This window comes from Pseudomonas sp. GB2N2, from assembly GCF_054897705.1.
The window spans coordinates 3,817,485-3,841,812 of record NZ_CM142701.1 but is presented as its reverse complement, the minus strand read 5'-3'; the positions used below and the strand labels follow the sequence as shown (position 1 = coordinate 3,841,812).

The 24,328-nt window shown below is 52.7% G+C and carries 21 protein-coding genes and 1 pseudogene; 11 read left to right on the top strand and 11 right to left on the bottom strand.

The features are described 5' to 3' along the window. Nucleotides 1-19 precede the first annotated feature (19 nt). Entirely contained in the window at nucleotides 20-949 is a 930-nt protein-coding gene (locus ACYZT4_RS17760) for a LysR family transcriptional regulator (protein ID WP_461981784.1), read from the top strand. Between the two features lie 314 nt (nucleotides 950-1,263). Then, complete coding sequence (locus tag ACYZT4_RS17755; protein WP_461981782.1) at nucleotides 1,264-1,998, top strand: ArsR/SmtB family transcription factor; 735 nt, start codon at nucleotides 1,264-1,266, stop codon at nucleotides 1,996-1,998. Between the two features lie 123 nt (nucleotides 1,999-2,121). On the opposite strand, the gene ACYZT4_RS17750 is transcribed toward ACYZT4_RS17755, so the two are convergent. The 3 genes from ACYZT4_RS17750 to ACYZT4_RS17740 all read right to left on the bottom strand — a co-directional run bounded on the left by ACYZT4_RS17750 (nucleotide 2,122) and on the right by ACYZT4_RS17740 (nucleotide 5,347). Continuing rightward, nucleotides 2,122-3,075: an adenosine deaminase gene (locus tag ACYZT4_RS17750; RefSeq protein ID WP_461981780.1), complete on the bottom strand. Its 954-nt coding sequence runs from the start codon at nucleotides 3,073-3,075 to the stop codon at nucleotides 2,122-2,124. A gap of 80 nt (nucleotides 3,076-3,155) precedes the next feature. Beyond that, complete coding sequence (locus tag ACYZT4_RS17745) at nucleotides 3,156-4,121, bottom strand: isopenicillin N synthase family dioxygenase (protein WP_461981778.1); 966 nt, start codon at nucleotides 4,119-4,121, stop codon at nucleotides 3,156-3,158. Between the two features lie 143 nt (nucleotides 4,122-4,264). Then, the gene (locus tag ACYZT4_RS17740) at nucleotides 4,265-5,347 is read right to left on the bottom strand and encodes a BMP family ABC transporter substrate-binding protein (protein WP_461981776.1); all 1,083 of its coding nucleotides are present in this window, start codon (nucleotides 5,345-5,347) and stop codon (nucleotides 4,265-4,267) included. Between the two features lie 311 nt (nucleotides 5,348-5,658). Here ACYZT4_RS17740 and ACYZT4_RS17735 point away from each other — a divergent pair. Then, a pseudogene (locus ACYZT4_RS17735) lies at nucleotides 5,659-6,504 on the top strand (calcium:cation antiporter); the annotation flags it as partial. Between the two features lie 425 nt (nucleotides 6,505-6,929). Beyond that, entirely contained in the window at nucleotides 6,930-7,208 is a 279-nt protein-coding gene (locus ACYZT4_RS17730; protein ID WP_461981774.1) for a hypothetical protein, read from the top strand. Between the two features lie 401 nt (nucleotides 7,209-7,609). Here the strand turns inward: ACYZT4_RS17730 and ACYZT4_RS17725 are convergent, their stop codons facing one another. Genes ACYZT4_RS17725 through ACYZT4_RS17715 form a run of 3 tightly spaced genes read right to left on the bottom strand, consistent with a single transcriptional unit; the run spans nucleotide 7,610 to nucleotide 11,366 of the window. Next, nucleotides 7,610-9,583, bottom strand: coding sequence for an AAA family ATPase (locus ACYZT4_RS17725; RefSeq protein WP_461981772.1), 1,974 nt, complete (start codon nucleotides 9,581-9,583; stop codon nucleotides 7,610-7,612). Nucleotides 9,584-9,585: 2 nt separating this feature from the next. After that, nucleotides 9,586-10,158, bottom strand: a complete 573-nt coding sequence (locus ACYZT4_RS17720; RefSeq protein ID WP_461981770.1) for an ABC-three component system middle component 4 — start codon at nucleotides 10,156-10,158, stop codon at nucleotides 9,586-9,588. Beyond that, nucleotides 10,155-11,366, bottom strand: coding sequence for an ABC-three component system protein (locus ACYZT4_RS17715; protein ID WP_461981768.1), 1,212 nt, complete (start codon nucleotides 11,364-11,366; stop codon nucleotides 10,155-10,157). The genes ACYZT4_RS17720 and ACYZT4_RS17715 overlap by 4 nt, the downstream gene beginning before the upstream one ends. A gap of 561 nt (nucleotides 11,367-11,927) precedes the next feature. Between ACYZT4_RS17715 and tnpA the strand changes: the two genes are divergently transcribed. From tnpA to tnpC, 4 genes are all read left to right on the top strand, one after another. After that, on the top strand, nucleotides 11,928-12,245 hold the full coding sequence (gene tnpA, locus ACYZT4_RS17710) for an IS66-like element accessory protein TnpA (protein WP_461981766.1): 318 nt from the start codon (nucleotides 11,928-11,930) through the stop codon (nucleotides 12,243-12,245). Next, the gene (gene tnpB, locus ACYZT4_RS17705) at nucleotides 12,242-12,442 is read left to right on the top strand and encodes an IS66 family insertion sequence element accessory protein TnpB (protein WP_461981764.1); all 201 of its coding nucleotides are present in this window, start codon (nucleotides 12,242-12,244) and stop codon (nucleotides 12,440-12,442) included. The genes tnpA and tnpB overlap by 4 nt, the downstream gene beginning before the upstream one ends. Further along, complete coding sequence (locus ACYZT4_RS17700; protein ID WP_461981762.1) at nucleotides 12,439-12,576, top strand: transposase family protein; 138 nt, start codon at nucleotides 12,439-12,441, stop codon at nucleotides 12,574-12,576. The genes tnpB and ACYZT4_RS17700 overlap by 4 nt, the downstream gene beginning before the upstream one ends. A 62-nt stretch (nucleotides 12,577-12,638) precedes the next feature. Then, nucleotides 12,639-14,186 carry an IS66 family transposase gene (tnpC, locus tag ACYZT4_RS17695; protein WP_461981760.1) on the top strand — a complete coding sequence of 516 codons (1,548 nt, stop codon included), beginning with the start codon at nucleotides 12,639-12,641 and terminating at the stop codon, nucleotides 14,184-14,186. A gap of 332 nt (nucleotides 14,187-14,518) precedes the next feature. Here the strand turns inward: tnpC and ACYZT4_RS17690 are convergent, their stop codons facing one another. Continuing rightward, on the bottom strand, nucleotides 14,519-17,614 hold the full coding sequence (locus ACYZT4_RS17690; protein ID WP_461981758.1) for a TrlF family AAA-like ATPase: 3,096 nt from the start codon (nucleotides 17,612-17,614) through the stop codon (nucleotides 14,519-14,521). Nucleotides 17,615-17,911: 297 nt separating this feature from the next. Between ACYZT4_RS17690 and ACYZT4_RS17685 the strand changes: the two genes are divergently transcribed. Beyond that, nucleotides 17,912-18,469, top strand: a complete 558-nt coding sequence (locus tag ACYZT4_RS17685) for a lipocalin family protein (RefSeq protein WP_461981756.1) — start codon at nucleotides 17,912-17,914, stop codon at nucleotides 18,467-18,469. 337 nt (nucleotides 18,470-18,806) lie between these two features. Next, nucleotides 18,807-19,565 (top strand): restriction endonuclease, encoded by a 759-nt coding sequence (locus tag ACYZT4_RS17680; RefSeq protein WP_461981754.1) that lies wholly within the window; start codon nucleotides 18,807-18,809, stop codon nucleotides 19,563-19,565. A gap of 157 nt (nucleotides 19,566-19,722) precedes the next feature. Here ACYZT4_RS17680 and ACYZT4_RS17675 read toward each other — a convergent pair whose 3' ends face one another. The 4 genes from ACYZT4_RS17675 to ACYZT4_RS17660 form a co-directional block, all read right to left on the bottom strand. Then, nucleotides 19,723-20,655, bottom strand: a complete 933-nt coding sequence (locus ACYZT4_RS17675; protein ID WP_461981752.1) for a hypothetical protein — start codon at nucleotides 20,653-20,655, stop codon at nucleotides 19,723-19,725. Beyond that, nucleotides 20,571-21,191, bottom strand: a complete 621-nt coding sequence (locus ACYZT4_RS17670) for a hypothetical protein (protein ID WP_461981750.1) — start codon at nucleotides 21,189-21,191, stop codon at nucleotides 20,571-20,573. Before ACYZT4_RS17670 ends, ACYZT4_RS17675 begins: the two co-directional genes overlap by 85 nt. Nucleotides 21,192-21,202: 11 nt before the next feature. Further along, complete coding sequence (locus tag ACYZT4_RS17665) at nucleotides 21,203-21,481, bottom strand: hypothetical protein (RefSeq protein ID WP_461981748.1); 279 nt, start codon at nucleotides 21,479-21,481, stop codon at nucleotides 21,203-21,205. A gap of 285 nt (nucleotides 21,482-21,766) precedes the next feature. Next, nucleotides 21,767-22,759, bottom strand: coding sequence for an abortive infection family protein (locus tag ACYZT4_RS17660; RefSeq protein WP_461981746.1), 993 nt, complete (start codon nucleotides 22,757-22,759; stop codon nucleotides 21,767-21,769). A gap of 479 nt (nucleotides 22,760-23,238) precedes the next feature. On the opposite strand from ACYZT4_RS17660, the gene ACYZT4_RS17655 reads away from it, so the two are divergent. Next, on the top strand, nucleotides 23,239-24,309 hold the full coding sequence (locus ACYZT4_RS17655; protein ID WP_461981744.1) for a hypothetical protein: 1,071 nt from the start codon (nucleotides 23,239-23,241) through the stop codon (nucleotides 24,307-24,309). Nucleotides 24,310-24,328: the final 19 nt, after the last annotated feature.

Below are 24,328 nucleotides of genomic sequence, written 5' to 3'. Positions count from 1 at the left end.
TTTGATAATCGAGGCTGACATGCTGCGTTTTGATGACTTGCAGTTGTTCGTTCGGGCGGCGGACCTGGGCAGTTTGTCAGCCGCCGCCCGGGGCATGGACATGTCGGCAGCGGTGGCCAGTGCGGCGTTGAAGCGCATCGAACAGCAACTCGGCGCCCGACTGCTCGCCCGCTCCACGCGCAGCCTGCGCCTCACCGCTGAAGGCGAGGGGTTTCTCGAATACGCCCGGGCGGCGCTGAGCAATCTCGACGAAGGCCGCCGTTTGCTGGCCAGCGGTCAGGATCAGGTCAGCGGCGTATTGCAGTTGTCCGCGCCCTCGGATTTCGGACGCAACCTGCTGCTGCCATGGCTGGACGAGTTCCAGCGTGAGCACCCGAAACTCACGGTGCGCTTGCTGCTGGGCGACCGCATCGCCGACCTGTTCCGCCAACCGGTGGACATTGCCCTGCGTTACGGCGAGCCGGAAGACTCAAGCCTTGTTGCGTTGCCCATCGCCCCGCACAACCGCCGTGTGCTGTGCGCGGCGCCGAGTTACCTGGTCCGGCATGGCGAGCCGCGGCAACTGGAGCAACTGGCGCAGCACAATTGCCTGCTGTTCATGCTCGGCAGCCGGGTTCACGACCACTGGAGTTTTCACGATGGCAAACGCGAAGTCAGTCTGACCGTCAGCGGTGACCGTTTCAGCGACGACGCCGATGTGGTGCGTTTGTGGGCGGTGGCGGGCGCCGGGATCGCCTACAAATCCTGGCTCGATGTCGCCGCCGATGTGTTGGCCGGTCGCCTGAAAGTGCTGATGCCGGAGCTGGTGTGTGAGCGCGCACCGCTGAATTTGCTGTGCGCCCATCGCGCACAATTGAGTAAGCCGGTAAACCTTCTGCGGGAAATGCTTGCCAGCCGATGTACTCGATTGAGCAGTCAATTTCCCCTGTTGACGGGTGTCGATCATTAGTCGCAGGCAAATAGCGAAATTTCCCTCAGGATCAATCACCACCAACGGTTTCCGGGGGGCAGGAACCGGCGGTCAACACGCTTATACTAGCGCCCGCCTCAGGTACGCGCCGTCGATCTCGCCGTGGCGAGACCCGGTTCGAGCCGATCAGGCCGCTGGGTCAATCGCGACCTCTGCAGGGTCTTGGAAGCATTGACCTGGTTGAGTGACTGGCATTGCCCGGTTATGGCGGTTTCCGCGTCTTGGCCGACGACACATTACTGGTCAAGATGTCTCCGAGCAGTAGACGAAACGATTCAACAGGGAGTGAATACATGGAACATGCACCTTGCATCAGCCAGATCGCCACGTTGCTGGCTGACCCAAAGCGCAGCGCAATGATGTGGTCCTTGATGGACGGCGTGGCGCGGCAGACCGAGGAGCTGGCATTGCTGGCCCGCCTGTCGCCATCTTCGGCCAGTGCACATTTGGGGCGTTTGTCCGCCGGAGGTCTGTTGAAAGTCGAAACCCGCGGTCGCAAGCGATTCTTCCGCCTGGCCGCACCTGAAATCGGCGCCGCGATAGAAGCGCTGGCCAGTGCGACGATTGCCAGCACACCCCGGGATATTCCCGATATTTTCAAACGCTCCGCACCCATCCCCAAACCACAGGCCGCGCCTTCGTCGTTGTTGCGCGCCCGACTCTGCGACGATCACCTGGGCGGCACGCTGGCCGCCGATCTGTATCAGCGGCTGCTGGATGCCGGCTGGATCGAACAGTTCGATCATCGGGTGTCGATCACGCACAAGGGCGCCACGCAACTGGCGGCACGCGGCGTGTTTGTCCAGGCGCTGGCGCACAGTACCAGCCGAGCCGCCTGTGCCTGCCCCGACTGGAGTGAAAGACGTTCGCACATGGGTGGTTCACTGGGGGCGGCGTTGCTGCAATTGTTCATGCAGTCCAACTGGCTGAGCCTGCCGAACGATTCCCGCGCTTTGCACATCACGGCGACGGGGCAGCGAGAGATTCAGCGGTTTGCCAGGGAGGCTGAGTTGGAGATGGCGTTGTAGGCGACTAAACGCGGGCCCTTTGTAGAAGCTGGCTTGCCAGCGATTAAGCCATCACATTCAAAGTTGAATGTGAGCCTGCCATCGCAGGCAAGCCAGCTCCTACAAAGGATATCGCGGTGAGACTTATGGTTTGACCAACCGCGCATCCAGGCTGTTTTGCGCCAGGCGCTTGGCCTGATCCTGAGTCATGCCCAGATCGGTATACAGCGCGTGGAAGTTCTCGGTCACGTAACCGCCAAAGTACGCCGGGTCATCCGAGTTCACGGTGACTTTCACGCCGCGTTCCAGCATGTCGAGAATGTTGTGCTGGGACATGTGATCGAACACGCAGAGCTTGGTGTTGGATAACGGGCACACGGTCAGCGGGATCTGCTCGTCGATGATCCGCTGCATCAAACGCTCATCTTCTATGGCGCGAACGCCATGGTCGATGCGCTGGATTTTCAGCAGGTCGAGGGCTTCCCAGATGTACTCGGGCGGGCCTTCTTCACCGGCATGGGCGACGGTCAGGAAGCCTTCGTGACGGGCACGGTCAAACACGCGCTGGAACTTGCTCGGCGGGTGACCCATTTCCGAGCTGTCGAGACCGACGGCTACAAACGCGTCGCGGAACGGCAGGGCCTGGTCCAGGGTTTTCTGTGCTTCGTCTTCGCTCAAGTGGCGCAGGAAACTCAGGATCAAACCGCTGCTGATGCCCAGTTGCTGCTCGCCATCCTTCAACGCGGCGGCGATGCCGTTGAGCACCACTTCGAACGGAATGCCACGGTCGGTGTGGGTTTGCGGATCGAAGAACGGTTCGGTGTGAATCACGTTCTGCGCCTTGCAACGCAACAGGTACGCCCAGGTCAGGTCGTAGAAATCCTGGGAGGTACGCAGCACGTCGGCGCCCTGGTAATACAGGTCGAGAAACTCTTGCAGATTGTTGAAGGCGTACGCCTTGCGCAAGGTTTCGACGTCGTTCCACGGCAAGGCGATCTTGTTGCGTTCAGCCAGGGCGAACAGCAGTTCCGGCTCCAGCGAACCCTCCAGGTGCAAGTGCAGTTCTGCCTTGGGCAGGGCGTTCAGCCAATCGTACATGTTCAAATCTCATCAGGTGCAATGGCGGCATTCTACAGATGCTGACTGCAACAATTGGTAAAACCTGACCAAGAGGTTCATCAACCCGCCTCCTGCTCCCGCCGGTAGGCGTAGGTATCGGCGAAGCGCGAGAGCAGGAATTCGGCGCAGGTGGTCGCTGGGTATTTCGCGGTGTGCAGGGCATCCTGGCAACCGGGCAGGCATTCGATGCGGGTGTCGGGATGCGGCTCGGCGAAGAACGGCATCGAGTAGCGATCAACTCCCAACGGGCTGATCACCCGGTGCGGCGTCGACAGGTAACGGTCGTTGCTCCAGCGCGCCATCATGTCGCCGAGGTTCACCACGAACGTGCCGTCGATAGGCGGCGCGTCGATCCATTCGCCCTTGACGTTGCGCACTTGCAGGCCACCGGCATTGTCCTGGTAGAGCAGGGTGATGCAGCCGTAATCGGTGTGGGCGCCGGCGCCTTGCTGTTCGGCGGAGCTGGCGGTGTGGCGCGGCGGGTAGTGAATCATGCGCAGCACGCTGACCGGCTCACGGAACCGGGTGTCGAAGAAATCGCGTTCAATGCCCAGCGCCATTGTCATCGCGCGCAACAGCGTTTGGGCGAGGGCCTGCATGTCGACGTAGTGCTGTTCCATCAGCGCTGCCCAGCCGTGCATCGACGGATGCCGGTTGGGGCCGCGCAGCGGTTTTTCCGCGAGCACTTCGGGGTGATCGGCCGGCAAGTGCAGGCCCATGTCGAAGGTTTCTTTGAGATCGCTGGGGGTGTTGGGGTCGAGTTGTTCGGTGGCGATGGCGCCGTAGCCACGATGGTGTCGGGTCTGGGTGATGTCGATGCTGAGCTTTTCGGCGGTGGGCAGGGCGAAGAAGCGTCGAGCGTGATCGAGTACTTCGTGGATGCGCTCGGCCGAAATCGGATGGCCCTTGATATAGAAAAAGCCCCATTCGCGGCAGGCGCGGTCGATCCGGGTGGCGACGGATTGCCAGGCGGTTTGATCGTCGGTGTAGAGCGGGCTGATGTCGATGATGGGAAGGCTATTCATGCGCAGTCCTTGATAACGCTGAGGTTCCTTTGTAGGCGTGAGCCTGCTCGCGAAAGCGGTGCGTCAGTCAGCGAGGATGTTGAATGCGCCGACGCCATCGCGAGCAGGCTCGCTCCTACAGGGTTTTGGGTAGGGCTTGGGGGTTACTTCGGAATCTCGGCCTTCATGCCTTCAACGTAGTAATTCATCGACGCCAGTTCCGCATTCGTCGCCATCACCCCCGCCGGAATTTTCTCGACACCGGCCTGATCCTTGATTGGCCCGGTGAACGGATGCAGCGCGCCGCTCTTGATGTCCGCAATGATCTGCTCGGCTTCGGCTTTCACCGGCGCGGGCACCAGATCGCTGATCGGCAATTCCACCGTACCTTCCTTCAAACCGCCCCAGTAATCCTGCGATTTCCACGCGTGGTCGATTACGCTTTGGGTCGCCTGAATGTAATGCGGCGCCCAGTCGTTGACGATCGACGTCAGCACGGCTTTGGGCCCGAAGTGTGCCATGTCCGAAGCGTAGCCGACGGCATACACCCCGCGACGTTCGGCGGCCTGAATCGGCGCCGGGCTGTCGGTGTGCTGGAACACCACGTCCACGCCCTGGTCGATCAGCGCGTTGGCGGCGTCGGCTTCCTTGCCCGGATCGAACCATGAGTTGACCCACACCACTTTGATCTCGGTGCCGGGGTTGTATTTGTTCAGGGCCAGTTGAATGGCGTTGATGTCACGGATCACTTCCGGGATCGGGAACGAAGCGACGTAGCCGATCTTCTTGGTCTTGGTCATTTTCGCCGCGAGGAAACCGCCAACGTAGCGACCTTCATAAGTGCGCGCGAGGTAGGTGCCGAGGTTCTTGTCCTGCTTGTAGCCCGTGGCGTGCTCGAAGGTCACTTTTGGAAATTGCTTGGCAACTTTCAGCGTCGGGTTCATGTAGCCGAAGGACGTGGTGAAGATCAGGTCGTAGTTGTCCTTGGCCATGTTGCGGATCACCCGCTCGGCGTCGGCGCCCTCGGCGACGTTTTCCACGTAGTTGGTGGTGATCTGGTTGCCGAATTTTTCCGCCAGCGCCTTGCGCCCCTGCTCATGCTGATACGTCCAGCCGTGGTCGCCGATCGGGCCGATGTAGACGAAGCCAACTTTCAGCGGGTCGGCGGCACTGGCGCTCAGGCCAGCGCCCAAACCGATGGCCGCGGCAACGGCGCACAGCAGCTTCTTCAACGGACGTTTATGCATGAATTCCAACTCCATTTTGTTTTGAGGTTGGAAGGGCTAATGCAAATTGCTGACCAACAGGACAATAAAATGACGGGTTTAAGGATTTGTGGTGATTGGAAGTGCGCCATCGCCGGCAAGCCGGCGCCTACGGGAGCGGGGTGATCATGCTTTTGTAGGAGCCGGCTTGAACGGCGATGGCGCACTGCGGTGCGCCGCCCAATCTTCCTGCCTACCCGTGGTGCGCTAAGGTGTAACGAAACGTTAGCGCCGCCCCGCAGTCAGTAGCTCATCACACTGATTTCGCTCCACTCGGCAAAAAAAGGCCCGCAATGCTCACTATCCTCAAGCAAGAAAAGTTTTTGCTGCTGGCCCTGATCGCCGCGTTCATCGCTTACCCGATGGAACACTGGATGCTGCACAGCGGCCAGACCATCGCGCTGATCTCCGGTCTCGTGCTGATCGCCTTCATCGTCGTCGCGTCCATGCGCGTCGCCCATCACGCTGAACTGCTGGCGGAAAAAGTCGGCGATCCTTACGGCACGATGATCCTGACCCTCGCCGCGGTGCTGGTGGAGGTGGTGATCCTGGCGATCATGATGAGCAACGAAGCGTCGTCGACGCTGGTGCGCGACACGATCTATTCGGCGGTGATGCTCGACATCAACGGCATCCTCGGCCTCGCCGCGTTGATGGGCGGGATCAAGCACGGTGAACAGTCCTACAACGATGACTCGGCGCGCAGCTACAGCGTGATGATCCTCACCGCCATGGGCGTTTCGATGGTGGTGCCGGAATTTATTCCAGAGGCCAACTGGAAGATTTATTCGGGTTTCACCATAGGTGCGATGGTTGTGCTCTACGCACTGTTCCTGCGCATGCAGGTCGGGCCGCACAGTTATTTCTTCAGCTACAGCTACCCTGAAAAACGCCGCAAGAAAGTCCCGGAGGAAGAACCCGAACCGGTCAATCTGGGACTGAGTATCGGCACATTAGTGTTTGGTGTAGTGGTCATCGGCGCATTGGCCGAGGTGATGTCCAAGACCCTTGACCTGGGCCTTGAAGGGACGGGCGCGCCGCCGGTGATCACAGCGATTCTGGTGGCGGCGATTTCCGCGGCGCCGGAGATTCTCACCGCATTACGCGCGGCACTGGCCAACCGCATGCAGTCAGTGGTCATTTTCCAGACAGACCCTTTTTCAGTGTCAAATTCCATAAGGCTCTGACGCTCTTGATCTGCCTTGGGAAACCTTAGAAAAGGGCTTGTGATTGGGAGTGCTCTAGGCTTGATCGTCCTGACAAAACACCAGCTTAAGCATTCTGGAGCGCCGGTTCAGTCCATTGATTCCCGGCGTGCCGTTTTCTTTATGAACGCTTATCTCTGGTGGAAACGTCGCACGGTGTGAAGGCACGGATGCATAGGCTTGGAAGCTTTAACACTCCACCTCGCGCATCAGACCGAGCTTTATACGGTGACCTACGTTCATCGAATCGAGCGGAAAGCGCTTGCGCCTGACGGTGCAGGAACGGGGACGGGTTCGGCTCGACTACCCAGACATGGCTCGCTAGCCTCTGCCGTAAATATTATCAACTAAATGGTGAAATGATGATTAAACAAAATGTGAACGTTAACCACATAAGTACCTATTCCTTTCGCGCTGAATGCCGCGACGATGTACTTAGCTTTCTAGCGTTGCTTGAAGCCAATTCGCTGAATAAAATCACGATAATCCCAGATCCTACTTTTCCAGACGTGGAAGTCGAAATTGAAACCAAACTCACCGTGCAGGAAGTTATTCGCGCACTCGAAATGGTTGTAGATGGTCATGTGATGGTCGAGACATTGAAAGCGTGTGCGCTAATCTCAAATGGCCTAGATTAAGATCCACGTTGCGGATGGCAGAATTTCATTATTCAAGAAAGGACCAGTTCAGCGTTTCGGCTCTGCCAATACTACCAGCGCTCAGCTTCATTCGCGTTGCAAACCGCACTAAGACTTAAATGCATGAAACAGATTGGTTAATCGCACTAGCTGGCGAGTTGTTTGCATGCAATCAGACTGTTGTGAATATCTAGGTGAATTGCGTGCTTAGGTTGGATCGGCAAAGATCGGCAATAAGCAGTCGGTGAAATTTTATTTCCTCAAACCGTCCCCCCTCCCGCCGAATTAGGAGAAACTTGGTCTGGACCGACGAGTGCAGTCGACCCTGATGAGATGGAAAAAAGGGGAGAATATATTATCATTGAGAAATAAATCCGCCCCTTCATCCTTAAGTCAATTTTTTATTGTTCAATATCGTCGATCAGCCCCACGCTTAGCCCGTTTTCTCCAGTGGAACTGTAGTGAGCAACGATATAAGCCTTATACCGATTAATAAATGTATCAGGCACGTCGTTGTCTACCAAAATAATCTGGCATGGGACTTCTTTTTCTTCGGCTCTGGTCGCCACACTGAGCAGATACTCATAGATGTTTTGGTATTTCAATGGGTCGGAAATACCTTCGCGGGTATCCTCCTGTACATTAGTCTGATCCTGATATTTCTCTTTGGTCGTTTTTCCTAGATACTTACCTACGGTGTCGATCATCAGTAATCTAGGATGGTTTATTTCTGAATCAACCGCATATTCTAGGAGAGAAATCATAAAGCCAACAGAGGATATTGTTCTAAGTCCTCCCGAAGTTATGTTTAGGTAGTCGCGATCTCGGATTATAGGCGCGAAGCTTTTAGGGCTGATACTGATCCCTTCTTGTCTTTTAATGTTTACTTTTTTGAGATATTTGCTCAGGTAATCTCCGAGCGTCTCTAAAACCTCTGCAACACTGGGTGCTGTCTCCCGAAGTTCAGCTAGGCGTTCGTTTAATTGCCTGATTATGAGGTTTAAGTTTTCGTAAGCATCATGGATTTTTTGCTGTTGATTTCTAACTCGGATGTTATTAACTAGAAAGTCACGAGCTTTTTTGTTGGATGCTATTTCCTTAACTAGAGTATCTCGTTGCGTGAGATACGGCGTGATCATTGCCTGACTTTCGGTGTCTAACATTTCTCTGGCGCGCGACAGGTCCGAATTGGATGCTGCATGATCTTTAGACAAATCACGCGATTTAGAAGATAGTTGATCAATGAGCGACTGTATGCTTTTCTTCTTTTTCTGAATGGAGTTTAGCTCATCTGACAAGGTGTCTCTGTTAACTGCTTGGAAACTATTCGTTGCTTGCGTTGGCTCTATGGGCGCGTCGCAGACAGGACAAGGGTTAGCGTGCGATGTGATTTGTCCAATTCTAGTTTGCGCATGAATAATGCCATTTATTTTCTCAATGTCATTTTCGTAATCATTTTTCAATCGTGAGTATTTTTCTATTTGCGCTCTCGTCTTGATAATTTCTTGTGTTGCATGTTTTTCATTCAATGATAGTTCATTGAAAATAGCTTTAAGTTCAGTATGGTTTTGAGAGCTGGCGACCATAGATTTGTTGATTTTTGTAAATTCGATTTCTAATGTATCAATTGTTTTATCTATTGTTGTAATCGAGTCGTCAATGGAGGTTTGACTGTCGTAGCCTGTCTCTCTCAAAAACTCAGAAACAGATGTATATTTGTTGAGAAGTTTCTTACTTTCGCGAGTATGTTCTGCAATTTGGACCTCTAGCTCTGCTATGCTTGAGTCCAGAACATTGAAAATGTATTTAATGACTTCACGATTTGTACTGGATTTTATCCAGTTATTCAAATCTAAGAAGCTTTTGCTTCCGACATCGTCTTGGTTGACATACACATATTTAAATAGGTTTCGAAAGCTGAGCCGTTTTACTTCAGAATCTGCTTTTGATGGTGAAACTTTAATTTTTACTTTCGGGAAGCCTAAGCTATCCAGCAAGAAATCGGAAAAAAAACCATCAGGGGATTGTGTGTCTGTGAAATTAGGTGAATATTTTTTTGGAAAGAAGTCTTCGCATTTTTCAAATACACATGGATAGACTTCTATGTATTCTTTTGGATCATAAATGTTCCGCTTTATAGTGAGAGAGGTTCCATTTATTTCCAGCTCCAGAGCGGCATATTCAATGGACGCCTTAACTTCATCTGAGAGTTCGATGCTGCTGGCGCCAAGTAAATAGTTAATAAACTCTAAAATACTCGACTTACCGGTATCTGAATCACCATAAATAATGTTTACACCTGGAAAAAAAGGTATCGAATATGTTTTTCGATAGCCGACTAGATTCAGGCCGCTAATGCTGATGTGAGATTTCAATTTCAATTCCTTTTGAAAGCTTCATTGAGAAATGAATAAAGTTTGCTATTTGTTTGCGTTCGCAAAGCTGAGAGACTTTCTATTAATTCTTGAACTGAAGAGAAGTAGGTTTGGCTATCTTGACTGACTGAGGTCGATTGCGACTTTGCTGCTGCCTCGTAGAGGGTTGGGCTAATCAAGCTTTCTACAAAAGAACTTCCTGTCGGGCTCAGTAAATATTTAATTGCACCCGGATCTGTTTTGTCATCACATGCTAACATTCCACGTGCCGCTAATTCTTTGATTAGAGCTTTAAGCTTTGACCGGTCGAAGAGTATATCAACATTTGTTGATAGGCTCTCAATGGTGTAGGTGTATTGAGAGTTTATTGGTGAAAATTTTTTTCCTGCTAACCGCAGTACATCATTTATCTTTGATGGGTTTTTTGTAAGATATATAAATACTTGTATTTTTTCAAAGTCTAGTACTGCATTTTTCTTAGAGGATAGTCCTAATTTGTAAATTATAAGTGCAAGCAAAGTGTAGTTTAACGAAAAATCATCGTCTATCAGTATGTATGGTAGTGTTTCGTTCATTGTGATGATCCTCGTTTAGCTAGAACATCCTCAATGCACGTATTCGCTGACCATACAACATCAATGTCCTCTTTGTTGGCAAGTTGGTGGATCATACCTTTTTTGTGAACGCCATCTAACTCGGCTAACAAAGTTTTGAGGTATGAACCATCTTCGCTCATTATTTTGGCATGAACTCTTTGCACAAACTGATCTGGAGTGGTCTTGTTCGCAATATGGTGTTCGTGTTCTTGACGATAAATTTCTCTTACTTTTCCGTATAGTACACTTAGAAGCTTTTTGTCATGGTCGCTGGTAAACAGTTTTCTGGCTTCTTCCGCGTTGAAGAAATATCCCTTTGCGTTGCCTGTAATGCCCTCATGAACGTCTGCTATGACCATCTTAAGAACAAAAAAATGATCATCATATTGATTGTTGTCTTTAAAGTCCTGCACCGCGAGTGGAGCTTTGTATGCCGCTTCAAATTCCAGAATATACTTAACTACCGCTTTATAGACTGTTTCTTCTTTACTTTTAGGTTTGCAAATGCTTGTGTGATCTTCATCCACCGCTCTAGAGTCTTTTTTTAGACTTTCAATTGCTAGTGCGCTTTTTTTGTCAACAAATTTATCATGGGCACCGTAGATGTATTTCGTAGGGGGCGGGGTGGACGTATTAATCCAGTCGCGGCTGAATTGGTAGACCGCATCACTCAAAACATTTAGATCACTAAGTTGTACGTTCGAGGATATAAAGGACGCCATGTTTGCGATTTTCGCCCCCGTGTGGGGGACTGCCAGAGAAATGAACCCCTTAACAGCCGTTGATTGGGTTTCCTCTAGCTGGCCAAGGATGCATGCTTTAGATATCAGGCCGCCCATGCTGTGTGCTATGACCATAACTTTCTCGTAATCACCGAGATTGACTTCAAATTCTGTGCGCAGCAGTTGAGCAATTTCAGTGATCGGAAGATTTGTTCTGATGCTTTTTCGTGAGCTAAACAGACGTGCAAATAAGCCTTTGGTAACACCGTACGATGAGGTGAATGTGGTGAAGTAATTGAAACAACCGATATCGTAACGGTCGATAAGCTGTGGGTCGGCCGCTAAAAGACTTGGAAATGAGACGTTATCGTCAAAAGACCATGTTTCTTGTCCACCTTTTAGCCCGTGTACGAAAATCACCGCGTTGGGTTTGTTCTCTTTTTTTACCCATGTGATCATGCTCATCTGGATGTCCTTTTCCTGAGTGGACGATGGCCGTAGCCACGAATATTGATGGGAGTCGACAGATAAATAGTTTCGGGAGGCGGTGTTGGCGAGTTCCCCATAACACGTTACCGGCCATACGAAGGCACGAGCATAGTGCTCTTTGGGGGAGAATTGCCATCAGAGAGTCGAGTCGACATCTAGATTTTTATCCCTAAGACCACTTCGACTCGTTACGAGTCTCTAATTGGTTGAGCATCCAATCTTTCATGCTATTGATTATCGCACGCGCTTCAGTTGAGCCCATGTAGCCATTGGGACCAGGATTTTTATCAGACCTGACTCGTAGGGTTGATGTCGAGCTGCTCGACTCGCATTGCGAGCTACAGGGTCATCGCCGCCAAGCAACCAGTGGGTCAATCAGTTCTGACTCCTGATTCCCCACTTTTTGCACCTCCTTACCAACCGGATACCAGCCGACGGTAAGCGTCCAGCCAACACACCTTCCGAACTCCAGCATTAAGGGCGATGGTGTCCGCGTATTTTTAAGCGGACGCGATCGCCCTTAACGTCAGGATTTCCATGCGCCAACGAAGCTCTTACCCGAAACCCTTCAAGGCCCAGGTTGTTCAGGAATGCCTGCAACCGGGCGCAACCCTATCCAGCGTCGCCATCAGCCACGGCATCAACGCCAACGTGATCCGCAAGTGGCTACCGCTTTACCGAGATCAGTCACCAGCGGCGTTGCCAGCTTTCGTTCCGTTGAGAACTACGCCCAAACGGCAGACGGAAGCATTGGCGATCATCGAGCTGTCGCTTGGCGAGCAATCGATCACAGTGAAATGGCCAACGTCCGATCCTGACGGCTGCGCCCGCTTTGTCCGTGGACTCACGCAATGATTCGCATCGAGGCCATCTGGCTTGCCACCGAGCCCATGGACATGCGTGCCGGCACTGAAACGGCGCTGGCCAGGGTGATCGCGGTGTTCGGTGCGGCGAAGCCGCACTGCGCTTATCTGTTCGCCAACCTCCGCGCCACTCGTATGAAAGTGCTGGTGCATGATGGATTGGCGTCTGGCTGGCTGCTCGCCGGTTGAACCAAGGCAAGTTTCACTGGCCCGGCATTCGTAATGGCTACGAGATAGAGCTGGATGCTGAGCAACTTCAAGCGTTGGTGCTCGGCCTACCTTGGCAGCGCGTTGGGGCTGGCGGTGCAATCACACTGCTTTAAAAAGCTGTAATTAGCTCCTTGGCCTACTGCCGCAAGCGACCTGCTTTGGTAAAATCCAGTGCATGACTTCCTCGCCCAACCTCGATCAGATGACCCCCGACCAACTGCGTGTATTCGCGGCGCAGTTGCTGTCGCAGGTTGATTCTCTCGGGCTGCAAGTCGCCAGGATGGGCAAGAAGAACGACCGCGACCAAACCATCATCGAGCAACTCACCCACGAAATCGCCTGGTTCAAACGTAACAAGTTTGCCAAGCGCAGTGAGCAATTGAGCCCTGCTCAAGGCAGCCTGCTCGATGATCTGCTCGACACCGACATCGCGGCCATTGAAGCCGAGCTGAAGGCGTTGAATCCGCCGGCTGCGTCGGCCGAGCCACGCAAGCAGCCCAAGCGTGTTCCTTTGCCTGCGCAGTTTCCGCGTACCGTGATTTATCACGAACCCGACAACACCCAATGCCCCTGCGGCTGCCAGCTCCAGCGGATCGGCGAGGACGTCAGCGAGAAGCTGGATTACACGCCGGGCGTGTTCACCGTGGAGCAGCATGTGCGCGGGAAATGGGTCTGCCGCGAGTGTGAAACTCTGACTCAGGCCCCGGTTCCGGCCCAGGTAATCGACAAGGGTATACCGACCGCAGGGCTGCCGGCTCACGTGATGGTGGCCAAATTCGCCGACCATTTGCCGCTGTATCGCCAAGAGAAAATCTTTGGCCGCGCTGGCCTGGCTATCGCCCGCTCGACACTGGCGCAATGGGTCGGCCAGACCGGCGTGCAGCTCCAGCCGTTGGTCGATGTGCTACGCGAAACGGTACTTGCCCAAAGCGTGATCCACGCCGACGAAACGCCAGTGCAGATGCTCGCGCCGGGCCAGAAGAAGACCCACCGTGCTTACGTCTGGGCCTACTGTACTACGCCGTTTTCGGCGGTCAGGGCAGTCGTTTACGACTTCAGCCCGAGCCGTGCGGGCGAGCATGCACGCAACTTCCTTGGCCAGTGGGATGGCAAGCTGGTGTGCGACGATTTCGCCGGCTACAAGGCAAGCTTCCAGCAAGGCATCACCGAAATTGGCTGCATGGCCCATGCGCGCCGCAAGTTCTTCGATCTGCACGCGACGAACAAAAGCCAACTGGCCGAACAGGCGCTGCACTCAATTGGCGGCTTGTACGAAATCGAACGGCAAGCGCGGGAAATGACCGACGAAGATCGCTGGCGAATACGTCAGGCAAAAGCGGCACCCATTATCGACGCACTACATACCTGGATGATGGCCCAGCGCGATCTTGTGCCCGAAGGATCGGCTATTGCCAAAGCTCTGGATTACAGCCTCAGGCGCTGGACGGCACTGGCTCGATATCTCGAGGACGGCGCTGTGCCCATCGATAATAACGCGGTCGAAAATCAGATAAGGCCATGGGCACTTGGACGCTCGAACTGGTTGTTCGCCGGGTCACTACGCAGCGGTAAGCGGGCAGCCGCGATCATGAGCTTGATCCAGTCGGCACGCATGAATGGGCATGATCCGTACGCCTATCTCAAAGATGTACTGACGCGTCTGCCGACGCAGCGTGCCAGTGAGATTGATCAACTGCTGCCGCATCGGTGGATGCCCGCCTGAGTCACGCAAGGTGACTTCGGCGGACGCTTACAGCCGACGTTCCCAACCTTCCGACAGCACTGCGAGTGCTAGCTCCGAAGCTCGTAGCGGTGAGGCATTCGGATCAACTTACTCCGAGCATGCTCTGCGCTCAGTACGACGGGATGGCGGTCATGAATGTTGACCATCCATTGGTCGCTGTCAAAGGGGCAATACTGTTAGAGACTCCACCGTTGATCAAAACATGCACCGAGCATTACGTCGCTGAGTCGGCAGTAATGCCGGGTAGATTCCAGTGAAGGAAGCACCCGGCACAGTTTGCATCGGTATCGATACATTATGCCGGGCGCTCATCAATGATATTTGAACCTGCGATTATCGAAGGCAGGCTTCGTCCCCTCAAGCACCTTCACCACATGCCCGTTGATAGCAGGGCTCTCAATGGCTCCTGCGGTGTAGGAGATTTTTTGGCTGTTCGCTCGATCAAAATGAGACCAGATGATTTGCTCCGCGTCGCAGACAACGGCAAGGTTCGGGTTGTGCGTGACCATAATGATTTGCCGACGCTTCTTAGCCTCGGTGAGCACTGGCACAAGAAGACTCACCACAGTTTCGTTATCGAGGTTTTCTTCCGGCTGATCCAGAATGATCGGGTTGCGCCCCCTGTCCACCAGCAGATAGAAGATCAAGAGCAGAGCACCCCGCTGACCGGGTGAGAGCTGCTCGATCTCAGCATCTTGAAACGTCAGTGAATACCGGGGTTCTAGGTAGGAAAGATCAAATAGGAGGTCATAAACCTCATTCGCACTTTTGTCCTTACGCAGCATTGAGTCGATGCCGTATTCAACCCTGTCGCCAATCGTAGCGGCCGCAGCCGAGATCCTGTCGTGCAGCGCTTGAGCAAAAGCAACAGCCTCTTCACGGTTGTCGAAATCAGCAGCTTCACCCAATCGGCGCACTGTGTTGAGGCTCTCGTCCTCGCCTCGAAACTCGCCGACGTTTTGCTTCAGCAGAGTGAAAAGGCTGGTGGCAAAAGCGTCAATTGAGCCGCCGAGCTTCGCCTTGAATTGGAGCTTGTACTCCTCGCGAATCAGACTGTTTCCCTGGATTAGTTCTTGAACCGGCTTGAACAGCGCCTCCCTAGCTCGTCGCTGAGCATCGAGGATGTCGTAGACCTCGCCTGCCAACGCCAGTCGAGCGCTTCGATGAGCTTTCAACAACTCTGGCAGAGCATCTATTTGAGCGATCCTGGCCTCCAGTCCTTTCACTGTTTCTGGAGAGTCACTAGAGCCAATAAGCTCCAGATACTTCCTCTGCCAATCTTGAACTGCGAGCAGATGATTCTGATAAAACAGCTGAGGTTGATCCAACTTCGCTTTAGCTTCGACTTGCTTCCCTAAGAGTTCCTGGCGTTCACCTTCCGCTGCGGTGGCTCTAATACCAATGGTCGTTTGCTCAGCTAGAAACGCTTCTTCGAACTGGACCAACGTACCAAGATTTAAGTCGATTTTCGCCACGTCGGTGACAGCCAGGCCCAATAGTTTGAGATCTCTACTGGTGTCGTTCACGAACTGGTCGTAGGTACGCTGGAGCAACCGGACTTGCTCCTTCACGTCCTTGACGGCCTTGCTCTTGGCCGCTAGCTGTGAGGCCTTCTCATTAGATTTGTTGTGTTCATCTTCCAAACGTTTGAGATTTGCGGCGATTGCCTCAATGGCCTCGGCCGTCCTTTTTTGCTCAGGTGACAGCTCAGCAGAAGGCTTTTCAATCGCCGCTGGCCTCACGGCCTCATGCTCCGTAAGCTGCCGTCGCTTGAGGGTGAGTTGTTCCGTTAAGCTCTTTCTGACTAAAGGATGGAGTTGGTTTTCGTAGGTGGCGATTTCAAGATTGACCCGTTTCAGATCCTTACGAAACTCGTTCAACTGAAGACGGTACGTGCTCTCCTGCTGCTCAATTAACTGGTCAAAATCCAGAGCACCTAAACGGATTGCATCATCGGTATGGGAGAAAATGACCGCCCTAAGCTCATTTTCAAAGGCGTTAGATTGGCCCGTAACATGCGCGTTGCATAGATCTTCGAAGTGTCCTTGAGGGATATACCTCACCATCTCAACCATCTCGGCGGGCGGGTCGGCGTTGAGATTGCAGGTGTTAATGGTTCCATCATGCCAGATGATGAAACCCTCGAACTGTCGAGCAGGCTCTCCAGCCTTTCCCCGGAACCGCTCCTTTCGAAGGAAGGAGAAGTGATTGGTCTGGCGCGAATGGCCCAACAGAGCCAGTACGTCAGCCAGAGCGCTTTTGCCACTTCCCTTGTTGCCAATTATGGCGACAAGATCGGAGTTCAACGGAAGCTGGACATCGGCCAGCCAGTGCGAGGCCAGTGCAGATCCCTGCACTTTGCTGATCATCACATGGTCGATGAAATACGTCCTGTTGGCCGCGATATGATCTAGCTTGGGCGGTGAGATGCCTATGAATGAGCGCTTTGCGGGCTCTAGTATCGCTTGCTGCAACCCACGAAATGTGGGGTCGGCCTTGATCCAAGTTTTTTTGTCTGACGGAAAGTCGCCGTACCCACGACGATCATTGCTTCCATGAATACCAACAAAGCAGTGCGCATCACTTCCGGCCACAACTAGGCGGGAGACGTCTTTTAATCCATCTCGGATACCAGCATAAAACTTGGCATTACCGGGTGTTTCTTCTCCGACAAAAGCAGCACGGACATCCAGATTTCGACTTTCGAAAATCGGAGAACATCGTACCAATCCAATGAAATAAGCGTAGTGATCTGTCCATTTCACATCGCTCAGGCCATCGTTCGTATCGTATGGCATGAACCCAATAGCTTGTTCATCAGGAACTTTTGCTATGGCCTCTTTGTAGCTGTCACAAGTCAACTCGGCAATTTTAGCGCCAGCTATGTAGGCCTGCGCATCATCTGCTGCCACCTGCTCAGGCTTGAAACCGTGATGCCTGAGAAGTGCGTCCGGAACTTGCTTGGCGAAATCAATGAGAGCCCCATCTGACAATGGCCTGCTGTTTTCGGCGAGTCGGAGGTGGGATAAAAAATCTTTGAGGATCTGATCATTTAGCTCGTTGGAGAACAGAACATGGGCGTTAAGGCGCCCCTTCATAGGGGCAGCAAGCCTCAGCTCAATCCCAGGGAAGACAGTTTTCGTCAACTTCGGGGCGTCCGGCTCACTCAATCTGCGTTTCAGCGCAAACCAGCCGTCAAACGTCCAATAATCCATCAGCGCAAAGACATCGGGCTCCGCCTCATTCAGCGCCTTAATCATCTCGTCCACAAGGGCGTTGTTAGCAGGTGAACCTAGGTTCTTCCGGTCAAACTTCTTCCCGCCCCACTCAAATGACGCTGGAGTGTGAATATGCAAATCCCACTGCCGCCACTCTGAACCGCGCTCACTGCCGCTCTGAATCGCCATTGCTCGCCTTCCTTTGTCTGGAACTGCCGATCCATTTGGTTCATTGCGCCAATGGATACCAGATGGTATGTCGAGTTCCTATTACCGACAAGTCGACGATTTTTTACCTGAAATGCCTGTTTTGGATCGCTAGCAACCGCTCATGACTAATCGCATCTGGCCTAATGCTGCCGGTCGCGAAAGGCAGCAATCGGCCCCTGCCAACAGTGAACGCCGTCATCCAGAAATTGCTAGCACTTTTCACTCTCACCTACCTCCAATGAGATGTGCGTTTCTCCTGACAACCTGGAGGTCTATATGTCGATTCGCAAGATCGTTTTACTTTCCTACCTGGGTTTAGCACTTGCTGGATGTGCAGGCTCAAGCCAGGAGCCCCCTCCCACGACCATGCAAGTCGACCTTCAGAAATACCAAGGCACTTGGTACGAGCAGGCCAGGTTACCTATGTTCTTTCAGCGGAATTGCCAGCAGTCAGAGGCGCGTTATGGTCTACGTGATGATGGCCGCATTGACGTCACCAATCGTTGCAGGGAGGAGGGTGGCGATTGGAAAGAGGTTCGCGGAATCGCCGAACCGCAGCAGGCAGGTAGGACAGACAAACTGTGGGTGCAATTTGATAACTGGTTCAGCCGCATCGCACCAGGGATAACCAAAGGTGAGTATTGGGTGCTTTATCACGACTCCGCCTACCAGTTCGCACTGGTCGGCCACCCGAACCGTGAATATCTATGGGTGCTTTCACGCGCTTCTGAAATTAACGGCGTCAACCGCGAACAACTGCTAAAGATTGCCCAGCGACAGGGGTATGACACCAGCAAACTGATCTGGCGTCCGGCAGATCCGACCAAGCCCTAGTCAACTTTTAATGGTGCGTAGGCAGCAGTCTACCGATTGTTGCCTGACGTGAGTTTCAGGGGACGGCCAGCAACAGCCCTCGTCACGTGTCTGAAGCATCTTGCCCATTCACCTCATAGATGCATTCTGCTGAGTTAATGCGGGGCGCAATGTAACGCATATAAAATACAGGCATGCACTCCGGCGTTATGGCGTCGGTTTCCAATGGCTTCCAATTCGAACCTTGCCCACCATGTCTAGAACAATCCAACGGTCGATGTTAGGCCTCATAGAAACCCTCGAACAGCAACGTGCCGACCCCTCCAGCTCGCTAAATTGGAGGGATTTTGAGGATCACGTGCAATATGTTTATCAAACACTTCTGAGCCTTGGTGGCCACAACGTCGTGGTTGCGAAGGATGCTTGTTTGATGGGCCGAGAAGGCGCCGAGTATCAGATTGATGTCTATTACGAGTTTGAGGTGGCTGGAATACGCCATCGAGTTGCTATTGAGTGTAAAAATACAAAAAGACGCGTAGAACGCAACGATGTCTTGGCGTTCAAAGCCAAGATCGGCGAGTTTTCAGATGTAATAGGCGTCATCGTTTCTGCCAGCGGTTTCCAATCTGGAGCCAAGGATTTCGCTGAGCGAAACCGAATTTCAGCTTTGAGTATCGAAGAGATTCCCTCAATTGGACAGCTGTTAGGGATGCGGCTTCGTCATAATGCAATACCAACCGAACTCTGCGTGGGAACCCCTTTCTGGACTTTCTTCGACTTGGAAACCGGAGCACCTTTTGGTTTGGGCCATGATAGGGGTATCCATGCGTTGCTTTTTTGGTCTAAAAATCAAGCCGCTAAATACCATGCTCGCAAACAACTTGCGGCGAACTGGCAGGTTCGTGGGCTGGAAGCACGGCATCTCTTTTCTTATATCCTTGTCGTAGATGCAATGAATGGAAGTTTTGCGACGGCCCCACCACCAAATCATGAACTTGCCAACAGTGGCAACATGTTTAGCGATATGCCTCGGCAGATTCTGATCGATGAATATTGTGAGGAGTACAAGGAGCAGCTCCGAGTTCGACGCGTGATGCCAGGCGCAACCGAAGGATAAGTCAACAAAGACGTGATGTGGAAAGGTTCGAAAGCGGTCATCTTTCGCCGGTCGCTCAAGACCGCATACGGCCCTAAGCTGCCGCCGAAACATACCAATTCGACGAAAGCGTCCATGAGTGATCGCTCCCGCCTGACCTAATCTGTTTGTACATGTGTTACACGGGCCTCGAAGGCAGGCCGCAGCGGCCTAGCAGATCGCTCAGGGCAATATCCGTCGTCCCGCTCGTGAGGGCGCTGTCCCACTGAGATAGCGTCGCTTGTTTGAAGTTTTCGAGGAGAGTTCGAATCACAGTGCTTCTAACATCAATGACCCACTTTGCATGCAGGCCGCTTCGCTCTGCGGACGGAAGCTCATGATGATGGTTGAGTAGTAGTGATGATAGGACGCGTCTTAGTGAAACCATGTTTTGACCAATCTGCGTCGTTTTCGCTCGACGTGACACGGGACGAAAACCAGTCGCATGAAGGGTGGGATTGTCATTGGGTAGTGTCTTGCCGTTGAGATAGATCCACGCTAGGGCTAACCAGATCATGGCGCGCGATGTGTCAGAATCAAGGCTGAAAATGCGGTTCACTTCTCTTTCGGCCTCGTACTCTTTTAATGCCGCACTTGCGAGCACTGCATCGCTCTGCGCATCAAGTGCTTCGACGACAGTGGGTGTTAGGCCACTTCTGTGGTTCGAAAGAGAATGCTGGAGCATGCTCCAGGCAAGATCACGGTGACAGATTTTCCCCTCAATTCGGTGCTCATCGAGCATCTGAACTAGTCCTTCAGGAGCAGTTTCTTCAAGCTCTGATAAAAAGCCTGAGTGAATTTCGGCCACAGATCGGGTGCGCTTTTCGAACGCCCAGTTCTCCAAAATAAAGCGATTGAGAGCAGCATTGATCAGCAGTTTGGCGAACAATCCATCTTGGCTTGGTAGCGTGTTGAGGAGGTCAGAGCGCCAAGTACTTTCAGAGACGCTCTGTGTCATAGATGCAAGAATTTTGGCCTGAATGCCTTTTATATCTTCGTTACTGTATTCCCGAACGCTCTTTCTCTTCGCTGGGCGCGCTTTATTTCGGAGGCATACACGAACTGTTGGCATTTGGTCACAACCTCCCAAGCCCCTGACTCCATGACGACTTCTAACCGATCTGTCGTTTCTGCCGCGTCTTCATTTTGGTTGAACAGCGACAGCAGGTGCGGAAAGGTTTCCAACTCGGATTCAGGAACACACATCCATAGCCATTTGAGAAAGTAGTTGCGAAGCTGCATGTCCGACAACATGCAGGAGCCTACGACCTCATCGGGAACCGTGCGTACCGGTACCTTGGCTTTCAACTGCGCATCTTTTGGGTGTAGCTTCGAGGTGAGCCGGCTGTATGGGATCGCAACCTGAATTTCACTCAGCCACTTTCTGTTATGAATGCTTACCAAGCAGATGATACTTTCCAGCAAGCTATGCTCGTCCGCTGTACCGGGGACTTTTGCGTGGGGTGGCAAGGACAAAATTTCGCGGATGACCTTTCGGACGATACCGTCCTCAATGGCTGTCTTAATCTCTCGGTCCGGGTACTCTCGCCCAATGCGTTCGAACTCATCTTTGAGCGCACGCTCTATAGGCTGGAACGTGCGATCCATTTTTCGTCTCCTTAAGTCAACAGTGGGTCGCCCTTTGGGCGAGTTTTGAGATTGTCACGGGTGCGCTGCATCACCCGCTCTCCTTCTTCGGTGCTGCGGTAGGCGGTGATATTCGCACCAGCCAGAACCATGCCTTCAGCTATGGTTCGCACTCGACCGACCTCTTTATACACGTTGGCCATCTCGCAAATCACTATCTCCTCAGGGTTTTCGAGCAAGGCGTTATGGAGGTGCCAAAGTTGATGGCCTTGACGAATGAGCAGTTTTTTCTCGTCGAGGTAGTCTTTCATTTTTCGTCTCCCGATGGTGTCTTTGATGTCCTCGGAATGAGGGCGACGGAGAGTGTCAGCCAGGAGGTTTAAAAGATGAAGGCCGAATCTCCCGCGAAATTTGAGGGAGCTATTGAAGTCGGAAATGGGCCACGCGCTACCAGCGCGGGAACCTTAAAGATCTGTCTTTTCTCCCGGGGAACTCCGGTATCAGACCGGATTTTGAAGCTAACGACCACGAAGAAGCACATGTCAGCAGCGTCAGAGCAAGTCGCTAAAGCTGTGAGATTCGGGCGATCTTCACTTTTAGTATGTGTTGAGCTTGTCCAGCATGTACCCAGCGACTACGCCAGCTACCTCTACCGCCGCTTCTGCTTCAACCTTTGTAATGCCAGAGGACCAAGGCCGGCCGTGGCCGGCGCCTTCTTTATTCCGAAGACGATTAACGCCTACTGCAACGTGATACATGCCCCGTTCCATCACTCGACATGGACCTTCCGTCGATGATGGCGGGTCTTCCGGGGTAGCCATGCCGAGAGCAACAAAGGCTTGGCCAAGCAATGCTGGAAAATTGGCTTGCTGAGGGTAGGCGCCGAACTTCACCGTTATGACGTGAGCCGCCGTCGCTTCTAGTAAGTCTTTGCTGGTGCCGGAGAGCAGCGCTGCGTCTTCCGAACCTTTCTTCGCGCGTCTAGCATATGCTCGTAGCGCCTCGGTGAGGTTCCGGCCACTTAGTGATTCCAAGTTCTTGGATCGTAGATCCCCATCCATTGCGAGCACATAGCCTTCGGAATTGAAGACGTCTACGGCTCGCAAAATGACATCATTTCCTACATAGTTTTCGGACGTTTCCCTGAAACCCCCGGAAGCTCTTATTTTGGAAATCAAGCTCTCGACCAGCTTTCCTCCGGCAGCTTGGTCGTTATCGAGTGCCCAAGACAGTACAGCCCGAACACGCTTCGCTTTGCCCACCGTTTGACCCTGTACCTTTGGGTCAATGTTCGATAATCCCGCGCGGCTAATGTAGAAATCCAGATCCGAATGACTTGGCTCTCTGTACGCCCCCGATTGGGAGTCATCGACCATCTTACTGACTGCCGCCACGATCAAGTCTGTGATTGGAAGTGCCATTCTTTTTTTGCTCTCTTTTTTTGTTTTGGGCAGCGTTGCAAGCATAGTGATCCATTGTTCATTCGTCCAAGCACTCTGCTGGAAGCCCATCTGCTGCACATACGTTGTTTTTGAAAGCAGCACGGATCTCGGCAGCTTGAATCCGATTGGCAGGCCGAATAGCGTCACTTAGAGCACACACCGCCCTTTGATCACTTGGGGAGTGTCCTGTGGTTGAGCCTCACAAATGCATGGTGGGAAATTGCGCTCCACTTGACCACCCGTTCGCATTCGACCTGACCAGTCACTTGCATTCGTTCTGCCCAGCGATTGCATCGGATTTGACCAACACGCGTTGTAATCATGATCGGCGGAGAACGGCCAATTGCGAACCATGGATTCGCTGCTAAGCTACGGATTGTGGCCAAAAACTATCCTTCTCGTAACATGTCGTGTTCCTGATAGGACACACAGACGGCATCGGGAGTTACGCATCGGCAAGGAGCGCGATTAGACGCAAGCTGCTGAAAGTATTACGCCACACTGTCGTCTACTTGCAGATGTGTAGATCTGCAATGGTATGCATGCGTGCTATTGGATGGGCAGTCCAAATGATGCGAAATTACGAACATTGCATCCATTTCGTGAGATTTTGTTGCGGATTTGCAATGCTCGTTTGCAGCCTCGCGCCTTCACAGGCATTAGCCATTGAAGGCCTCGGCCTAGGGGCTGACGTCGACGCAGATCCCAAAATCATCGATCTTGCAGATACATCCTTATGGCTGACGTTGCTCCGAGAAGCAGCGCTCGTGGTCAAGGATGCAGGCATCGAAAAACGAATATCAGATGAAAGCCTGGAGCTGGAGCCATTGCTTTCGAAGTCAATTGCATCTGAGCACGCTGGAGTTCTCTTGTATGCAACTTTGGTTGTAGACGACAACGGAGACATATTTGCTCCAGCCGGAAGCATGCTGGGAGTGACTGGAGTTGGAGCGGAGCCGATTGATGCCCTGGCTGAGAGCCTCAGACAACCATCCATCCGGCAACTAGTTACGGGAAGAACGAAGCAGGTTTACTTCTGGGTCCAGAAGCGACGTGATGGAACACTTTTCGCTCGACAGATTCCGGTCGCGGGCAATGCTCTGCTAAATAGTGCTGCCAACGCTGAGGCAATAAGGCGTAACGAATTAGTGCAAATCGTTGGTCCGTCTATAACAGCGAACATCGAGGCTTTCAAACTTAGTGACTATTGGTCAAAGATTGAACACGAGCGCTTGGCTAACGTGACAGAGAAAGCGTATCGCGACGAAATAACGCGATTGACAAGCTTGCTGGAGGGACAAAATGCTCAGATCGACCAGAAATACAAGGAGTTTCAGAATATTTACGATAGCTATAAGGCCGCCGCTCAATATCAAGCGACACTTCAAAGTGCTAGGTCTGTATTGAGCCTAATCGAAGGAGCCATGTCCGTCAGTAAGTTATATTGCGAGGACAAGCCGATAGGCTCCAAAGAGACCGCGCAGGAGTCCACATTGGATGGACAGATTGAGATCATACGCACCAAGAATCAAATTATGCTTCAGAACGCAACTATGATGCGCGATTCCTTACAGATCAAATACAATGGCATTTTGGTCTACGAGCAACAGTTGAACTCTCAGTGGCAGCAGTCTGGCGTCCCGCTGCCGACTAAACCTATTCAACCCAATCCTTTTCAACGCTTCACGTTGCCTTAACATGAACCGACGAAACTTT